The organism is Pseudomonas asiatica, from assembly GCF_009932335.1.
Classification (GTDB): Bacteria; Pseudomonadota; Gammaproteobacteria; order Pseudomonadales; family Pseudomonadaceae; genus Aquipseudomonas; species Aquipseudomonas asiatica.
Window position 1 is genome coordinate 60,753 of the sequence record NZ_BLJF01000003.1, and the last position, 15,403, is coordinate 76,155.

Genomic DNA, 15,403 nt, shown 5'->3' on the forward strand with positions numbered 1-15,403 from the left:
GCAAGCCAGCTCCCACAGGGATCACCTATGCTTCAGGCCCAATGAGACCCTGTGGGAGCTGGTTTGCCGGCGATTGGCCCTAAAGCACATACACAAAGATGAACAACCCCACCCACACCACATCGACGAAGTGCCAGTACCAACTGGCCGCCTCGAAACCAAAGTGTTTCTCCGGGTTGAAATGCCCGCGCAAGATGCGCACGAACATCACGATCAGGATGATCGTGCCCAAGGTCACGTGGGCGCCGTGGAAGCCGGTGAGCATGAAGAACGTCGCGCCGTAGATACCCGACCCCAGCGTCAGCCCCAGCTTGGTATAGGCCTCGTGGTACTCGTAGGCCTGCAACGCGATGAAGCTGGCGCCCAGGACGATGGTCAGCGCCATCCAGAATTTCAGCGGGCCACGGTGGTCGCGGCGCAGGGCATGATGGGCGATGGTGATGGTCACGCTGGAGCTGACCAGCAAGATGGTGTTGATCAGCGGCAGATGCCACGGGTCGATCACTTCCTTGGGCGGCGGGAACAGTTTCGGGTCGGGCGTGTGCAGCAGCGGCCAGGTGAATTCGAAGGTCGGCCACAACATGTGCGCAACACCCTTGGCCCCTTCACCGCCCAGCCACGGCCCGGCCAGCACGCGCACGTAGAACAGCGCACCGAAGAAGGCCAGAAAGAACATCACCTCGGAGAAAATGAACCAGCTCATGCCCCAGCGGAACGAGCGGTCCAGTTGCGGGCTGTACAGCCCCGCGCGGCTCTCCCGCACCACCGAACCGAACCAGCCGAACAGCATGTAGGCCAGGAACAACGCGCCGATGAAGAACATCAGCGGCCCGTGCGACTCGGGGTGGCCGGCCTTCATGTCGTTGAACCAGGTACCCAGGCCGAACACCGTGATGAACATGCCGATGGTGGCGATGATCGGCCACTTGCTCTGCGCCGGAACGTAGTAGTGCTCATGACTTGCCATTGCTGTTCTCCTTCCCTTAACGGGCGCCCTGGACGTCCTGGGCCGCTACATGCGCGACCGGCGGGTGGCGAGCGGTGATGTCGAACAAGGTGTAGGCCAGTGTCAGGTGCTTCACGCTGGCCGGCAGGTCGCGGTCGACAATGAAGCGCACCGGCATCTCGATGCGTTCGCCGGGCTGCAGCACCTGCTGGGTGAAGCAGAAGCACTCGGTCTTGTGAAAGTACGCCGCGGCTTCGGCCGGGGTGATGCTGGGGATGGCTTGCGCACTCATCGGCCGATCGGTCGGGTTATGGGCGATGAAGATCATCTGGTTCACCGCACCCGGGTTGACCTCCAGCTGGTCGGCGGTGGAGTAGAAGTCCCAGACCATGTCGCTGGCATTGGTCGACATGAACTGCACCCGCACCGAACGCGTCGGGTCGCTGACCTGGCTGCCTTCGTACTGCCCTCCGGTCTTGCCGTTGATGCCGAAGGCCTTGCACATCACGTCATAGATAGGCACCAGGGCGAAGCCGAAGGCGAACATCACCACCGTCAGCATCAACAGGCGCAACACCAGACGTTTCAGCGAAAGGCCGTTCATGGCACGGTTCCTATTTCACTTCCGGTGGCGTCTGGAAGGTGTGGTAGGGCGCAGGCGAAGGGATCGACCACTCCAGGCCCTCGGCGCCATCCCATGGCTTGGCCGGTGCCGGCGCGCCGCCGCGGATGCACTTGATGACGATGAACAGGAAGAATATCTGCGTGGCGCCGAACATGAACGCGCCGATCGACGACACCATGTTGAAGTCGGCGAACTGCAGGTTGTAGTCGGGGATCCGCCGTGGCATGCCGGCCAGCCCCACGAAGTGCATGGGGAAGAAGGCCATGTTCATGCCGACGAACGATAGCCAGAAGTGCAGCTTGCCGAGGGTTTCGTCGTACATGTGGCCGGTCCATTTCGGCAGCCAGTAATAGGCCGAGGCGAAGATGCCGAAGATCGCCCCAGGCACCAGCACATAGTGGAAGTGCGCTACCACGAAGTAGGTGTCGTGGTACTGGAAGTCCGCCGGGGCGATGGCGAGCATCAGCCCGCTGAAACCGCCGATGGTGAACAGGATGACAAAGGCGATGGCGAACAGCATCGGCGTTTCGAAGGTCAGCGAGCCTTCCCACATGGTGCTGACCCAGTTGAACACCTTCACCCCGGTAGGCACGGCGATCAGCATGGTGGCGTACATGAAGAACAGCTCGCCGACCACGGGAATACCGACCACGAACATGTGATGGGCCCAGACGATGAACGACAGGAAGGCGATGGCGCCGGTGGCGTACACCATCGAGGTGTAGCCGAACAGCGGCTTGCGCGAGAACGCCGGGATGATCGAGCTGACCGCGCCGAAGGCCGGCAGGATCATGATGTACACCTCGGGGTGGCCGAAGAACCAGAACACGTGCTGGAACAGCACCGGGTCACCACCGCCGGCGGCACTGAAGAAGCTGGTACCGAAGTGGATGTCCATCAGCATCATGGTCACGACGCCGGCCAGCACCGGCATCACCGCAATCAGCAGGAATGCGGTAATCAGCCAGGTCCAGACGAACAGTGGCATCTTCATCAAGGTCATGCCTGGGGCGCGCAAGTTGAGGATGGTGGCGATCACGTTGATCGCGCCCATGATCGAGCTGATGCCCATCAGGTGGATGGCAAAGATGAAGAAGGTGACGCTGGCCGGCGCGTAGGTGGTGGACAGCGGGGCGTAGAAGGTCCAGCCGAAGTTGGGCCCGCCGCCCGGGCTGAACAGGGTCGAAACCAGCAACAGGAAAGCAGCCGGCAGCAGCCAGAAGCTGAAGTTGTTCATCCGCGGCAGGGCCATGTCGGGCGCGCCGATCATCAGCGGGATCATCCAGTTGGCCAGGCCGACGAAGGCCGGCATCACCGCACCGAACACCATTATCAGGCCGTGCATGGTGGTCATCTGGTTGAAGAACTCCGGCTGGACGATCTGCAGGCCGGGCTGGAACAGCTCGGCGCGGATCACCATGGCGAACGAGCCGCCGAGCAGGAACATGATGAAGCTGAACCACAGGTACATCGTGCCGATGTCCTTGTGGTTGGTGGTCAGCACCCAGCGCATCAGGCCCTTGGCCGGGCCGTGCGCATGGTCATGGCCGTGGGCGTGGTCGTCGATCACTGCACTCATGTCCTGTCTCCTGCAATCCATTGATTGCCGCGAGTAACCCGGTTCATTGCGCTTCTGCCTGCTTCAGCGCCAGCACGTCCTTCGGCGTGACCATGTCACCCTTGTTGTTGCCCCAGGCGTTGCGCTCGTAGGTGACCACGGCGGCGATGTCGACTTCCGAGAGCTGCTTGCCGAACGCGGCCATGGCAGTGCCAGGCTTGCCGTGGAATACGATGCCCAGATGGGCTTCCTTCGGCCCGGTGGCGATCTTCGAGCCCTTGAGCGCAGGGAACATCGGCGGCAGGCCCTGGCCTTCGGCCTGGTGACAGGCCACGCAGGTGGTGTGGTAGACCTTGTCACCACGTTCCACCAGCTCCTCCAGGGTCCATTCCTTGCTGGTCAGTTCCTTGAGCTTGGCAGCTTCAGCCTTGCGCTCGCCCAGCCAGGTGTCGTAGTCGGCCTTGGACTTGACCTCGACCACCACCGGCATGAAACCGTGGTCCTTGCCGCACAGCTCGGTGCATTGGCCGCGGTAGATGCCGGGCTTCTCGATACGGGTCCAGGCTTCGTTGACGAAACCGGGGATGGCATCACGCTTGACCGCGAAGGCCGGCACCCACCAGGAGTGGATGACATCGGCAGCGGTTACCAGGAAGCGCACCTTGGCGCCAACCGGCAGCACCAGCGGCTGGTCGACTTCGAGCAGGTAGTGCTCGTCCTTGGGTGCCTTGTTGTGGATCTGCTCGGTGGGGGTGGCCAGGTTGCTGAAGAACTCCACGTCCTGGCCAAGGTATTTGTAGTGCCACTTCCACTGGTAGCCGGTAACCTGGATATCGATGTCCGACTCGCTGGCATCGTAGATGTCGATCAGGGTCTTGGTGGCCGGGATGGCCATGGCTACCAGGATCAGGAAGGGGACCACGGTCCAGAGGATTTCCACCCAGGTGTGCTCGTGGAAATGCGCAGCCTGCTGGCCGGTGGAACGGCGGTGGATGACCATGGACCAGAACATCGCGCCAAAGACAACGATGCCGATGATCACGCAGATCCAGAAGATGGTCATGTGCAGGTCGAAGACGGCGTTGGAGACTTCCGTCGCGCCTGGGTGCATGTTCACGGTCCAGGCGGCGTTGGCCTGACCAAAAACCGACCACAACAGGAGGCCCATCCAGACATGTGGATGTCGCATCATTGCGGGTTCCCCTTCTCGTTCTTGTAGTCCCGGAGGCGTGGCCTGCGGCAAGAGGGAACGGTGGTCAAGACTACCTGGCTTCGACGACCGAGCCCCTGCTAAAAGCAGTCGGGCCTCATCAACGAATCACGTTCACCGGGAGTATAGACAGCGACCAACGGCACGCAACGAAGCCCGTGAAATGAACTTCATGAAATGGCTGAATGGCCTGAAAACCGCGCGCTTGACACGACATGGCACAATAGTGGCTTTTCGATATGCCTGAGCATGCACACGTTTGCGCGACTTATAACAAATGCGTCTTAGGTATTCTGTATACCGAGCTAATTTAGTGTCTTCCGTTTGAAACGTAATGTCCCTGGAGTTGTCATGAACATCGCTGCTGTACGCGAGCAGGTAAGCCAAGCCCATCAACACGAAGGCCAGACCGGCCAACTGAAAAAGCGTCTCGAGCTGCAACTGCCCCACCTGCACCCCTCGATCCAACTGCCTGAGCAGGACGCCCAGGGTACTTTGGCGCGCTTCGTCAGCGCCTACATCGACCAGGTTCCGGAACTGCTGGAGGCCGCCCATGAGGTCGCCCGCGAGGCCGGGATCGAATCGCAGATCAAACCTGTACTGAAAATAGCCGAGGCCTACTTCCTGCAGCCGCCCAGCGTGATGCAAGGGCATGTGGGCCTGGACTGCCTGCTGGATGAGGCCTACCTGGCACACCGCCTGGTGGAAGAGGTGAACGACCTGTACATCCGTCACTTCCAGCAACCGTTGATCCCGGTCGACACCACCGTCGCCAACCTGATTGCCCATCAGTTGATTGGCGAGACGTTTGCCAATCAGCTGGATGAAGTAGTGCACCACTCGGTGGATGAAATGTTGAATGATGAAAGCTTCGCGGTGGAATCGGTAGAGGCCTACCGCGAGAAATTGAGCAGCCCGGAAACAGGCGCGGCATGGAAGCGCTGGCCGTGCCTGTCGCGGCAGCTGGGGGTGGAGCTGGGCCAGCCGGCCTGAAGTTCCTGTCCCGGCCTCTTCGCGGGCACGCCCGCTCCCACAGGGAAAGCACATGCCTTGATGACTGTGGATTACCTGTGGGAGCGGGCGTGCCCGCGAAAGGGCCGGCTCATGCAGCAAAGATTCCGGCTCTAGGCCCCAACCCCGGCCGTAGTCCGCATCCGCCCCTCGATCCGCCGCTTCAAGCGCCGCTGCTCGATCAGCAACCGCGACCCATTTGCTGAATTACTGCGGCCCCAATCTTCAAGCAGCTCAAGGCACGAGTGGTCGATATAGCTGAGGTTACCCAACGGCACATGCAGGGTGGTCCCCGCCGGTACGCTATCCAGCACCTGGGTCAGCGCCGGCACCTTGAGGAAGGTAGCCGCGCCACTCAACCGCAGCTCCATGTGTCCAGCCTTTTCCAGGCTGACCAGGTTGATCTTCAATCGCGCCGCCTTCAGTGCCAGCTTCAGCAAGGTCAGGGCAAAGCCCAGCAATACACCGGTCAGCAGGTCGGTAAAGATGATCGCCAGCGCCGTCGCCGCGTAGGTGAACATCGGCATGCGGCCATAGCGGCCCAGCCCACGAAACGCCTTGAAATCCACCAGCTTGACCCCGGTAAACACCAGCACACCCGCCAGGCTAGCCACCGGGATCTGCTGCAGCACGCTGCTCAGCGCCACCACGAACGCCAGCAGCCACAGGCCATGGAAGATCGCCGAAGCCCGGGTCTGCGCACCTGCCTGCACGTTGGCCGAGCTACGCACGATCACCCCGGTCATCGGCAACGCACCGAGCACCCCGCACAGCATGTTGCCGATGCCCTGGGCCGACAGCTCACGATCAAAGTCCGAACGCTGGCCGCTGTGCATGCGGTCGACCGCTGCAGCCGACAACAAGGTTTCGGCACTGGCGATGAAGGCCAAGGCAAAAGCGGCGACCAACAAGGTAGGGTCGGCCAGTTGCATCAGGTCACCAGGGCGGATCCAGTCGATAGCCTCGGACAGGTCGGCCGGCACCTGTACGCGGTTCACCGGCAAAGCCAGCCAGATGCTGATGGCCGTCATGGCCGACACACCCAGCAGGGCACCCGGGACGAAGCGCAGCCGCTGCGGTCGCAGCCGCTCCCAGCTCCACATGATGGCGATGGTGCCCAGGCCAAGCGCACCGGCCATCCAACCAGAGCCGACGCTTTCCAGCGGCAGGGCGGCGGCCACGGTCGCCGGGAACTCCAGCAGGTTCTGCATGCCGGATGGCTGCGGCGCGGTGTCGAACATCACATGCACCTGCGAAAGCACGATCAGCACGCCAATCCCCGCCAACATGCCGTACACCACCGCCGGTGCGGTAACCCGGAACCAGCAGCCCAGGCGCAGGCGCCCGGCCAGTAACTGCAGCAAGCCGGCCAGCAGCAGGATCGGCCCGAGCATGGCCATGCCGTGCTGGCGTACCAGCTCGAATACCAATACCGCCAGACCGGCGGCCGGGCCACTGACCTGCAGCGGCGAACCGGCGAGGAAACCAACGACAATACCGCCGATAATGCCGGTAATCAGGCCTTTGGCCGGCGGCATGCCAGAGGCGATCGCAATGCCCATGCACAACGGCAGTGCCACCAGGAAGACCACCACCGACGCCAGCAACTCACGCGGCAGGGCCGCTTTCAACTGTGTAATGTTCACCGTGTTTCTCCTTTCTTTGTCACACAGCCATTCCCCTGGCCGTGGGCACGTTTGCCCCTGACGAGCGCGCAGGCGCGGGCCGCCAGCGGGCGTGCCGGCAAGGCAGTCAGGGAATTCAAGGCAGCCGAAGGCCGTGCCACACCCCTACGGGGTGCAGCCGGCTATCAAGGTTCCAGCGGGTGGATGGGTCGCTTAGTAGCGGCCTCTCGGAGTAGCGCAGGGGACCGGCTCGCCAGCAGCCAAGGGCAGGAAGGTATCGCTGGCGGCGTCGTAGGCTTCGATCTTGCTGGTCTCGATGTCGTAGACCCAGCCATGGATGTACAGCTCACCGGCTGCCAGGCGCGAAGCCACCGAAGGGTGGGTGCGCAGGTGATGCAGCTGGGCGATGACGTTTTCCTTGGTCAGCACCTGCATGGTTTCGTGTTCGCTGCCGCACGAGCAGTTGTTCTCGACCACGGTGCGGGCCACTTCGGCGTGGCGCAACCAGGCGGACACGGTCGGCATCTTGGTCAGCGATTGCGGGTTGAGTACGGCACGCATGGCGCCGCAGTCGGAGTGCCCGCAGACGATGATGTGATGCACTTTCAACGCCAGTACGGCGTATTCGATGGCGCTGGAAACGCCGCCGTTCATCTGGCCATACGGCGGTACCACGTTACCGACGTTACGGGTCACGAACAGGTCGCCAGGTGAACTCTGGGTGATCAGCTCGGGAACGATGCGCGAGTCGGCGCAGGTGATGAACATGGCTCGCGGGGTTTGCGCGGTGGCGAGCTTCTTGAACAGCTCTTGCTGCTCGGGGAAAACGTCATGGTGAAAACGCAGGAAGCCGTCGACGATGTGCTTCAGGGCGGCATCGGCGCTCTCCGCGGGGACCTGCGGTACGACCTTGGATGGGTCCTTGACGGGCATGATTCATCCTCTTGACGGTGTGTAGGTAAATCCATTTTACCGGTGAAAGATTCTGGCTATGCAGGGATTTAGATGACACGCACGGGCCATAGATCACAGTCGGTGAAGACTGATTTCCTACGCTAGCGGGGAAAACTTAACTGAAACTTAATTCGAAGGCTCTAGAACGGGTGTTCCAGATAGGAAAGGCGGGTATTGGATAATAGCAAAAAAACATCAACTGCCAAGAGCCATTACTGCAATTATCAACTTTAATTAGTTGCATTGAGGGCTGGCAATGCGCCACATGCGGGCACCCGGAACCTGCGCAGAACCTGTGGGAGTGGGCGTGCCCGCGAAGGAGGCAACTCGGTACATGGCACCGGCTGTGCCGGTGTTCGCGGGCGCGCCCGCTCCCACAAAGACCGTACTCTGCTCAAGCATCAGAACAACGCCATCTGCCCACCCGGCGGGCAAAACGCCGAACAATCCAGCGCCTGCGCTTCTCGCCCTTCGAACTCCAGCCGATTCATGGCCTTGGCAAAACGCTGCGCCAGCAATTCGGCAAACACGCCTTCACCGCGCATGCGCGCACCAAAGCGGCTGTCATACAGTTCGCCGCCGCGGCTCTGGCGGATCAGGCTCAATACATGTGCCGCCCGCTGCGGGTAATGGTCCTGCAGCCATTGCTCGAACAACGGTGCCACTTCCAGCGGCAGGCGCAACATCATGTAGGCTGCGCTCTGTGCACCTGCCTCCCTCGCCGCCTCCAGCAGCCGTTCCAGTTCACTGTCGTTGATCATCGGAATCATCGGCGAACACAACACGCCCACCGGCACTCCCGCCTCGCGCAACACGCGGATCGCCCGCAAGCGCGCCTTGGGTGACGCCGCACGCGGTTCCAGCACCCGTTTCAAGTCATCGTCCAGCGTGGTCAGGCTGATCATCACCCGCACCAGGCGCTGGCGAGCCATCTCGGCCAGCAGGTCGAGGTCGCGCAGCACCAGCGCCCCCTTGGTGACGATGGTCACCGGGTGGCGAAAACGCAGTAGCACTTCGAGCAGGCGACGGGTCAGCAGTTGTTCACGCTCGATCGGCTGGTACGGGTCGGTATTGGAACCCAGGTTGATCGGCGCGCACACGTAACCCGGTTTGTTCAATTGTTGCGCAAGCACCTCGGCGGCGTTGGTCTTGGCAATCAGTTTTGTCTCGAAATCCAGGCCGGGGGAAAGGTCCCAGTAAGCGTGGGAAGGGCGGGCATAGCAGTAGATACAACCGTGCTCGCAGCCACGGTATGGGTTGATGGAACGGTCGAAGGGCAGGTCGGGCGAGGTATTGCGACTGATCACCGATTTGGCCGTCTCTACCCGTACCTCGGTGCCCTGGGTTTGCGGCACCTCCTGATACCAGCCGTCATCCTCCGCCATCGAATGGCTGGGGGCAAAGCGGTTGTGCGGATTGTGCGCCGTGCCACGGCCCTTTTGCGGTGCTGGAGGAATCATGGCCTACCTCTGATACTGTATTCATGTACAGTATCGCGCATGCCTGATTCTTTCCAGCACCTCCGGTCAGCCCACTCTCACTTCAGGCCATGCCAACGCAGGAAGGGCAGTTGGCTTGACTGCCGGCCGAGAAACGCCTCAATACCGTCACGTAAAGGTCGCGATGCCCCAGGGGCAAGCAATGTCTCCTGCAGCGCCCGGCCTGTGGCCCGGTCCAGCAGGCCTTGGGCCTCGAAGCGGGTGAACAGGTCGAATGCGTGCACGTCCGACCACAGATAGGCGTAATAACCGGCATCGTAGCCATTTACCAGATGGTCGAAGGCATGCGCCGGGTGCTCGAAATCGGCCAAGGGCCAGTAGCCACAACGCTCACGAGCATCGCCCAGGCGCTGCTCGAGGGACCGGCCATCGTTCGGCGTGCCATGCAGGTCCAGATCGAACAGCGCCATGCTCAGGTCGCGCGCGGTTTCTTCCACACCTTGCTGCCGCAAGCGGCGCAGGCATTCATCGACCCGGGCCCGGGAAAGCTTGCTGCCATCCTGAAGTGGCGAAGAGATCGCCACCAGGTAATCCGCGTCCCAGACCCAGCGCTCAAACAGCTTGCCGAACAGTTCCACGCCATCGGTACCGAGTTCGGTGACGTTGGACATCACGTGGTTGGTCGTGCGCACCAGCAAATGGTGCAAGGCATGGCCAAACTCATGGAACAGCTTGCGCAGTGACAGATGGTCCAGCAACGGCTGACTACCCGGCAGCGCTGCAGGCACGTCGCTGTAGACCACCACCGAGGCCGCCTGGAAGATGCCCTCGGCATCGACCCGACGATTGCGAATGTAGGTGGTGAACACCGAGTCAGGTTGCTTGCCAGCATGCTGTACGGCGTCCAAGTACAGGAAACCGATCAAGGCGTTGTCCTGCCACACCTCAAACGGTTGCACGCTTTCATCCCAGGTTGCCAGCGGCTTGGCCAGCAGCGTTACGCCAAACAGTTTTTCCGCCAACTGCTGCAATGCGCTGACCACGGCATTCAGAGGGAAGTGTTCGCGCAAGGCTTCGGTGGAAAGCACCTCGCGCGACGAGGCCTGCAGATAGGCAATGTCCCAGGGCTGGACATTCCCCAGACCTCTGGCTGCGGCCTGATGCTGCATATCTGCACGCCACTGCAGCACGGCCGGCCGCACATGGTCGGCAAGGTCATGAAGAAAGCCGCGCACCTGGGCAACCGAACCCGCGCTCTTCGAATGCAGGCTCTGCTCCAGATGGCTGGCAAAACCGAGCAAGTGGGCCTTTTCTTCCAGCAGCCTCGCCAGTTGCTCCAGGTGCGAGCGATTATCCTGCTGTTGGCCAAGGCCGACGCCTCGGGTGTTGTAAGCCCGGTATACGTGCTCACGCAGCTGCCGGTTGTCGGCATGCTTGAGCACGGCGTCGGTAGTCACGCTTTCACATGCAATCAACCAACCCGGCTCACCCGCCTCCTGTGCCCTGCTAGCCAGCTCGTCACGGATGCGTTGAGGTACACCGCTCAGTTCGGACTCATCCGTAATGCTCAGCCCTGGCCGGTTGATGTTGCTGCGAAACGCCTCGCGCGCAGCGCCAATCCGTTTCAGCAGTTCGGCCAGGCGTACCTTGCCTGCGGGGTCGAGCGATGCACCACTGGAGGTGAACTTGTGCAGATGCCAGCGCAGCGTGGCGCGTTTCTGGGCATCCAGCTGCTTGCCGATGTCGCTGTTGGCCAAGCGCTCATACAGGGCCTGCAGTGCTGAATTGGCGAATTTCTGTTCGAACCGCTCCGTGGCCTTGGCGAAGAAGTCGAAGATGGCAACGGCCCAGGCTTGATCCCGACCAACCAATGGCGAGGCGGCATACAACACCGTCAGCAGTTGACTATCCAGCCCGTCCACCGCCAGCACCATGTCATCCCAGGTTGGCAGTGCCTGCTGTTCGCGAATGATGCGCTCGATGCCTTGCTCGTGCACCAACAGCACGTGGTCGAAGGCAAACTGCATGTTTTGAAGCGTGATCGAAGGATAATCGACGGGGATACGGCTATTTTGCAGAAGGGGGTTGTCCATGGTGCAACACCTTGCTCGTAGAGAAGAGCAGGCGAGCTTGCATGGCCAGCGTGCAGCAGGTGGCCTGACTATCTACCACCCGGGGCATGCCCGCCCGGGCACGAACCCGGGCGGCACGACGGCTTTATTCAGCCGGTTTCTTCAGCTTCGGGTTGGGGAAGAACTGCACCGTCTGTACCTTGGCCGGCGCGGCTTTCGGCTCCAGATGGTTGACCCGGGTGCCGAGCTCCTTCGGCACCGACAAGCCCTGCTCGTTGAGGGTGTCAGTAAAGCCGCAGGCCACGCACTCGCGGTGCGGTACGCCGTCTTCGTTCCACATCATCAGCTTGTCGGTCTCGCTGCACGCCGGGCATACCGCCCCGGCAATGAAGCGTTTCTTGGTCTTGTTCACGGCTACCTCGCTCATGCTGCAGCGTCCTCGCTCAGGCCACTATGGCGCAGCAAGGCATCGATGGAAGGCTCACGGCCACGGAAGTCGACGAACAGCTCCATCGGCTCGCGCGAACCACCACGTGCCAGGATCGCCTCGCGGAAGGCTCGGCCGGTTTCGGCATTCAGCACGCCTTCTTCCTCAAAGCGCGAGAAGGCGTCTGCCGACAGCACCTCGGCCCACTTGTAGCTGTAGTAGCCCGCCGCATAACCACCAGCAAAGATGTGCGCAAAGCTGTTGGGGAAGCGGTTGTACGCCGGTGGGCGCATGACAGACACCTCGTCGCGCACGCCTTCGAGCACCTGCAGCACGCTGCGGCCGTCACCATGGGTTGCATGCAGCTCGAAGTCGAACAGCGAGAACTCCAACTGGCGCACCATCATCATGCCCGACTGGAAGTTCTTTGCCGCCAGCATCTTGTCCAGCAGGTCCTGGGGCAGGGGGGCGCCAGTTTCGTAGTGGGAGGAAATCAGTGCGAGGCCTTCCGGCTCCCAGCACCAGTTTTCCATGAACTGGCTCGGCAGTTCGACTGCGTCCCAGGCCACGCCGTTGATGCCGGATACACCGGGATGCTCGATGCGGGTCAGCATGTGGTGCAGACCGTGGCCGAACTCGTGGAACAAGGTGGTGACTTCATCGTGGGTCAAAAGCGCCGGCTTGCCGGGCGCGGCCGGGGTGAAGTTGCACACCAGGTTGGCCACGGGGCTCTGCAACTGGCCAGCGGCTGTGCGGCGACGGTCACGCGCGCCATCCATCCAGGCGCCGCCACGCTTGTTGGCGCGCGCGTAGAGGTCGAAGAAGAAGCGGCCGACGTGCTGGCCGTTTTCCTTGATCTCGAACAGGCGCACATCCGGGTGCCAGCTGTCGAAGCCCTTGAGCTCGGCAATCTCGATACCGTAAAGGCGCTGCACGATGCTGAACAGGCCACCCAGCACCTTGTCGATCGGGAAGTAGGCGCGCAGGGCTTCCTGCGACACGCTGTAGCGCTGCTCGCGCAGCTTCTCGCCGAAGTACCCGGCGTCCCAGCTGGCCAGCTCAGGGCAGCCCTGCTCGGCGGCATAAGCCTTGAGCTGCTCCAGGTCCTGGGCGGCGAACGGCTTGGACCGCTTGGCCAGGTCACGCAGGAAGCTCAGCACCTGGTCACTGGACTCGGCCATCTTGGTGGCCAGGCTAAGCTCCGCGTAGTTCTTGTAGCCCAGCAGTTCGGCCAGCTCCTGGCGCAGGTCAAGGATTTCCTGCATCACCGGGCCGTTGTCGAACTGGCCGGCATTCGGGCCCTGGTCCGAGGCGCGGGTGCAGTAGGCCGCGTATAGCTCTTCGCGCAGGGCGCGGTCGCTGGCGTAGGTCATCACCGCGTAGTAGCTGGGGAATTCCAGGGTGATCAGCCAGCCGTCGAGGCCCTTGGCCTGGGCGGCCGCGGCCATCTGCGCCTTGGCCGAATCGGTCAGGCCGGCCAGCGCGGCTTCGTCGGTAACATGCTTGGTCCAGGCCTGTGTGGCGTCGAGCAGCTGGTTGGAGAAACGGCTGCCCAGCTCGCTGAGCTTGCTCTGCACTTCGGCGTAGCGCTGCTGTTTATCCGCCGGCAGGTCGATACCCGACAGGCGGAAGTCCCGCAGGGCGTGCTCGAGGATAGTCTTTTGCGCCACATCGAAGCCGGCGGCTTCGGGGCTGTCGATCAGCGCCTGGTAGGCTTCGAACAGCGCACGGTTCTGGCCCAGTTCGGTAGAGTAGGCGCTAAGCGCCGGCAGGCAAGACTCGTAGGCTTCGCGCAGCTCAGCGCTGTTGCACACCGCATTGAGGTGGCTGACCGGGCTCCAGGCGGCGCCCAGGCGGTCATTCAGTTCGTCAATGGCCAGCACCAGGCCAGCCCAGGTAGGGTTCTTGCCCTGCTTTTCGAGGATCTCGGCAATGGCTTTACGGTTGTCGGCCAGGATCGCTTCGATCGCCGGCAACACGTGTTCGGCACGGATTTGCGAGAAGGGCGGCAGATCGTAGGACTGCAGAAGCGGGTTGTTCGCACTCACGGTTTGGATACCTTGGCAGAAGAAACACTGCCCCATCTTAATTACAATCGACGCCGACCGCAGCAGGCAGCCTGCCTATCGGCACAGATGAGAGACGCTATCATGGCCATCCGAAGCTTCCAGCAACACACTCCGAAAGTTGGGCCCAGGGCCTTCGTCGACCGATCGGCGGTAGTGCTGGGCGACGTGGAAATCGGTGAAGACAGCTCCGTATGGCCTTTGACTGTGATACGCGGCGACATGCACCGCATCCGCATCGGCGCGCGTACCAGCGTGCAGGATGGCAGCGTGCTGCACATTACCCATGCCGGCCCGTTCAACCCGGACGGCTTCCCGCTGATCATCGGTGACGAAGTGACCATCGGCCACAAGGTCATGTTGCATGGCTGCACCCTGGGCAACCGCATCCTGGTCGGCATGGGCAGCACCATCATGGACGGCGCCATTGTCGAGGACGAAGTGATCATCGGCGCCGGCAGCCTGGTACCGCCGGGCAAGCGCCTGGTCAGTGGCTACCTGTACATGGGCAGCCCGGTGAAGCAAGCCCGGCTGCTGAACGACCAGGAACACGCGTTCTTCGCCTACAGCGCCAGTAACTACGTGAAGCTCAAGGACCAGCACCTGGCCGAAGGCTACGACCAACCGGAATAACCCCTTCGCGGGCGCGCCCGCTCCCACAGGTCTAGCGAAGCCTTCAAGGCCAGTGCCGTACCTGTGGGAGCGGGCAAGCCCGCGAAGAAGGCCACGCAGCACTCAAGTGGAACCCGCAAATGCACCAGCAAAACATCCTCTTCGACCTCGACGGCACCCTGACCGACCCACGCCAGGGCATCACCCGCTCGATCCAGTATGCCCTGGCCAAACTGGGCATCGACGAGCCGGACCTGACCCGCCTCGAGCACTTCATCGGCCCACCCCTGCTGCAGGCCTTCATGCAGTTCTACAGCTTCGACGAAGCCAAGGCCTGGGATGCGGTGAACTTCTATCGGGAACGCTTCAGGGTCACCGGCCTGTACGAAAACCTGGTATTCGAAGGTGTGCCGGAGCTGCTCGATGCCCTGAACGGCCAGGGTCGCACGCTGTACATCGCCACCTCCAAGCCGTGGGAGTTCGCCCGTGAAATCGCCCGGCACTTCGCCTTCGACCACCACTTCAAGGTGATCTACGGCAGTGAACTGGATGGCACGCGCACCAACAAGGTCGAGTTGATTCGTCACCTGCTTGAGGAAGAAGGGCTGGACCCGGCGCAGACGCTGATGATCGGCGACCGCAAGCATGACCTGATCGGTGCGCGCAGCAATGGCTTGCAGGCGGTGGCGGTGGGGTACGGGTTTGGTAGCCAGGAAGAACTGATGGCGGAAGAGCCGGCCTACCACTTTGCTACCTTGGCCGAGATGCATCAGGCATTCCTCAAGGCTTGATGGCCATTGGGGCTGCTTTGCAGCCCATCGCCGGCAAGCCAGCTCCCACAGGGGTAGCACATGGCTT

13 protein-coding genes are annotated in these 15,403 nt (G+C 62.0%); 3 read left to right on the forward strand and 10 right to left on the reverse strand.

Annotated features, from left to right (window positions below):
• Positions 1–79: 79 nt before the first annotated feature.
• From GYA95_RS22850 to coxB, 4 genes are read right to left on the reverse strand one after another with little or no spacing between them, the layout of a single operon-like run.
• Complete coding sequence (locus tag GYA95_RS22850) at positions 80–967, reverse strand: cytochrome c oxidase subunit 3 (protein ID WP_015268465.1); 888 nt, start codon at positions 965–967, stop codon at positions 80–82.
• A 16-nt stretch (positions 968–983) separates the two neighbouring features.
• The gene (locus GYA95_RS22855; RefSeq protein WP_015268464.1) at positions 984–1,550 is read right to left on the reverse strand and encodes a cytochrome c oxidase assembly protein; all 567 of its coding nucleotides are present in this window, start codon (positions 1,548–1,550) and stop codon (positions 984–986) included.
• A gap of 10 nt (positions 1,551–1,560) precedes the next feature.
• Positions 1,561–3,150, reverse strand: coding sequence for a cytochrome c oxidase subunit I (ctaD, locus tag GYA95_RS22860; protein ID WP_015268463.1), 1,590 nt, complete (start codon positions 3,148–3,150; stop codon positions 1,561–1,563).
• Between the two features lie 43 nt (positions 3,151–3,193).
• Positions 3,194–4,321: a cytochrome c oxidase subunit II gene (coxB, locus tag GYA95_RS22865; protein WP_015268462.1), complete on the reverse strand. Its 1,128-nt coding sequence runs from the start codon at positions 4,319–4,321 to the stop codon at positions 3,194–3,196.
• Between the two features lie 369 nt (positions 4,322–4,690).
• On the opposite strand from coxB, the gene GYA95_RS22870 reads away from it, so the two are divergent.
• Entirely contained in the window at positions 4,691–5,332 is a 642-nt protein-coding gene (locus tag GYA95_RS22870) for a hypothetical protein (RefSeq protein ID WP_043935172.1), read from the forward strand.
• A 131-nt stretch (positions 5,333–5,463) separates the two neighbouring features.
• On the opposite strand, the gene GYA95_RS22875 is transcribed toward GYA95_RS22870, so the two are convergent.
• The 6 genes from GYA95_RS22875 to prlC form a co-directional block, all read right to left on the reverse strand.
• Complete coding sequence (locus GYA95_RS22875; RefSeq protein ID WP_015268461.1) at positions 5,464–6,996, reverse strand: SulP family inorganic anion transporter; 1,533 nt, start codon at positions 6,994–6,996, stop codon at positions 5,464–5,466.
• 192 nt (positions 6,997–7,188) lie between these two features.
• Complete coding sequence (locus GYA95_RS22880; RefSeq protein ID WP_013970295.1) at positions 7,189–7,908, reverse strand: carbonic anhydrase; 720 nt, start codon at positions 7,906–7,908, stop codon at positions 7,189–7,191.
• Positions 7,909–8,330: 422 nt separating this feature from the next.
• The gene (locus GYA95_RS22885; RefSeq protein WP_015268460.1) at positions 8,331–9,389 is read right to left on the reverse strand and encodes a PA0069 family radical SAM protein; all 1,059 of its coding nucleotides are present in this window, start codon (positions 9,387–9,389) and stop codon (positions 8,331–8,333) included.
• A gap of 77 nt (positions 9,390–9,466) precedes the next feature.
• Complete coding sequence (locus GYA95_RS22890) at positions 9,467–11,461, reverse strand: M3 family metallopeptidase (RefSeq protein ID WP_015268459.1); 1,995 nt, start codon at positions 11,459–11,461, stop codon at positions 9,467–9,469.
• Positions 11,462–11,585: 124 nt separating this feature from the next.
• Positions 11,586–11,867, reverse strand: a complete 282-nt coding sequence (locus tag GYA95_RS22895; RefSeq protein ID WP_013970292.1) for a YheV family putative zinc ribbon protein — start codon at positions 11,865–11,867, stop codon at positions 11,586–11,588.
• Positions 11,864–13,915: an oligopeptidase A gene (gene prlC / locus GYA95_RS22900; protein ID WP_015268458.1), complete on the reverse strand. Its 2,052-nt coding sequence runs from the start codon at positions 13,913–13,915 to the stop codon at positions 11,864–11,866. Before prlC ends, GYA95_RS22895 begins: the two co-directional genes overlap by 4 nt.
• 102 nt (positions 13,916–14,017) lie before the next feature.
• Between prlC and GYA95_RS22905 the strand changes: the two genes are divergently transcribed.
• On the forward strand, positions 14,018–14,566 hold the full coding sequence (locus tag GYA95_RS22905) for a gamma carbonic anhydrase family protein (protein ID WP_003261048.1): 549 nt from the start codon (positions 14,018–14,020) through the stop codon (positions 14,564–14,566).
• A 119-nt stretch (positions 14,567–14,685) separates the two neighbouring features.
• Entirely contained in the window at positions 14,686–15,336 is a 651-nt protein-coding gene (locus tag GYA95_RS22910) for an HAD family hydrolase (RefSeq protein WP_015268457.1), read from the forward strand.
• Positions 15,337–15,403 lie beyond the last annotated feature (67 nt).

Excerpts from the sequence above, each read along its gene's own strand:
- ctaD (WP_015268463.1), bottom strand. The coding sequence starts at position 3,150 with ATGAGTGCAGTGATCGACGACCACGCCCACGGCCATGACCATGCGCAC.
- GYA95_RS22850 (WP_015268465.1), bottom strand. The coding sequence starts at position 967 with ATGGCAAGTCATGAGCACTACTACGTTCCGGCGCAGAGCAAGTGGCCG.
- GYA95_RS22905 (WP_003261048.1), top strand. The coding sequence starts at position 14,018 with ATGGCCATCCGAAGCTTCCAGCAACACACTCCGAAAGTTGGGCCCAGG.
- GYA95_RS22855 (WP_015268464.1), bottom strand. The coding sequence starts at position 1,550 with ATGAACGGCCTTTCGCTGAAACGTCTGGTGTTGCGCCTGTTGATGCTG.
- GYA95_RS22880 (WP_013970295.1), bottom strand. The coding sequence starts at position 7,908 with ATGCCCGTCAAGGACCCATCCAAGGTCGTACCGCAGGTCCCCGCGGAG.
- GYA95_RS22885 (WP_015268460.1), bottom strand. The coding sequence starts at position 9,389 with ATGATTCCTCCAGCACCGCAAAAGGGCCGTGGCACGGCGCACAATCCG.
- GYA95_RS22895 (WP_013970292.1), bottom strand. The coding sequence starts at position 11,867 with ATGAGCGAGGTAGCCGTGAACAAGACCAAGAAACGCTTCATTGCCGGG.
- GYA95_RS22870 (WP_043935172.1), top strand. The coding sequence starts at position 4,691 with ATGAACATCGCTGCTGTACGCGAGCAGGTAAGCCAAGCCCATCAACAC.
- GYA95_RS22910 (WP_015268457.1), top strand. The coding sequence starts at position 14,686 with ATGCACCAGCAAAACATCCTCTTCGACCTCGACGGCACCCTGACCGAC.
- coxB (WP_015268462.1), bottom strand. The coding sequence starts at position 4,321 with ATGATGCGACATCCACATGTCTGGATGGGCCTCCTGTTGTGGTCGGTT.
- GYA95_RS22890 (WP_015268459.1), bottom strand. The coding sequence starts at position 11,461 with ATGGACAACCCCCTTCTGCAAAATAGCCGTATCCCCGTCGATTATCCT.